This is a genomic window from Flavobacterium sp. ACAM 123 (genome assembly GCF_000264055.1).
Taxonomy (GTDB): Bacteria; Bacteroidota; Bacteroidia; order Flavobacteriales; family Flavobacteriaceae; genus Flavobacterium.
This window is the reverse complement of record NZ_AJXL01000223.1, coordinates 1-1,104: the sequence shown is the minus strand read 5'-3', so window position 1 is coordinate 1,104 and position 1,104 is coordinate 1. Positions and strand designations below refer to the sequence as shown.

Below are 1,104 nucleotides of genomic sequence, written 5' to 3'. Positions count from 1 at the left end.
TTAAACCAAATAATTAGAAAATAAGATCATTAATTACTATCTAGTTTATCTAGACAATCCAGTTTGTCTACAGGTTCAATTATTGGTAATGTAAAATAAAAAGAAGAGCCTTCTCCCTCTATGCTTTCGGCCCAAATTTCACAACCGCTTCTTTCTAAAAACCCTTTTACTAATAACAAGCCAATTCCAGCTCCTTTATTTTCAGCTCTTGTCTTTGAAAGAGAGGCCATTTGCGCTGTAAAAAGATTCTTCATGATTTCTTCCGACATTCCAATGCCGTTATCTTTCACTGCTATAATAAGTTTATCTTCATTCTTTTTAGCCGTAACTGTGATTTTTCCTCCCGCTTTTGTATGACGTAAGGCATTTGATATTAAGTTTTGCAAAATAGAAAGCACCATTTTTTCATCTGCAAAAACACTTTCGTTTTCTTTAATTTCGTTGTGAAGACTTATTTCATTCGCAGTGGCAATCTCCCCCAACTTATCAAAAGTATCTTCTACATATCTTGCAAGTTCAATTTTTGTGGGAGAAAATATTTCTGATGCATATTTGATTCTTGCCCAATCCACTAAACTGTCCAACATATTTAATTCAGAAATGGAAGCTTCATGAACTAACTCTAGCATCTCCTTTACTGTTTCAGGCTTCATTCTTTCAAAATTATCTTTCAAATATTTTGTTGTAGCAATAATTGATGATAAAGGGCTGCGAAGATCATGCGAGAGAATTGTAAGGACATTCTCCTTATGTGTATTCAACTCTTCTAGTTCTTTTACATAATTTTTAATAGAATCTTCAGCATTCTTTCTTTCTGTCAGGTCAAGCAGTATTTTTACATATCCTAACATCTCTCCATCTATACCAAGGAGTGGAAAAACTAAACCATAAGCATAAAATGTACTATTGTCTTTACAAATATGCCATCTGTTATCTACTGCTCTGCCTTCTTTTAAAGCTTTATCAATTTCTTGCTGGGGAATTCCATTTTTTTTATCTTCATCCGTGAAAATGATATCAAAATATTCACCTAAAACTTCGTCTGGCTCATATCCGAAAATCGTTGCAGAGCCTGAACTCCAACTATTAATTTTTAAATCATTA

Annotated in this window: 1 protein-coding gene; it reads right to left on the bottom strand. The window is 33.1% G+C overall.

The window, feature by feature from the left end:
• Positions 1 to 29: 29 nt before the first annotated feature.
• Positions 30 to 1,104: PAS domain-containing sensor histidine kinase (locus tag A3SG_RS0118355; protein ID WP_016991443.1), on the bottom strand; the 1,075-nt coding region annotated here is incomplete at its 5' end.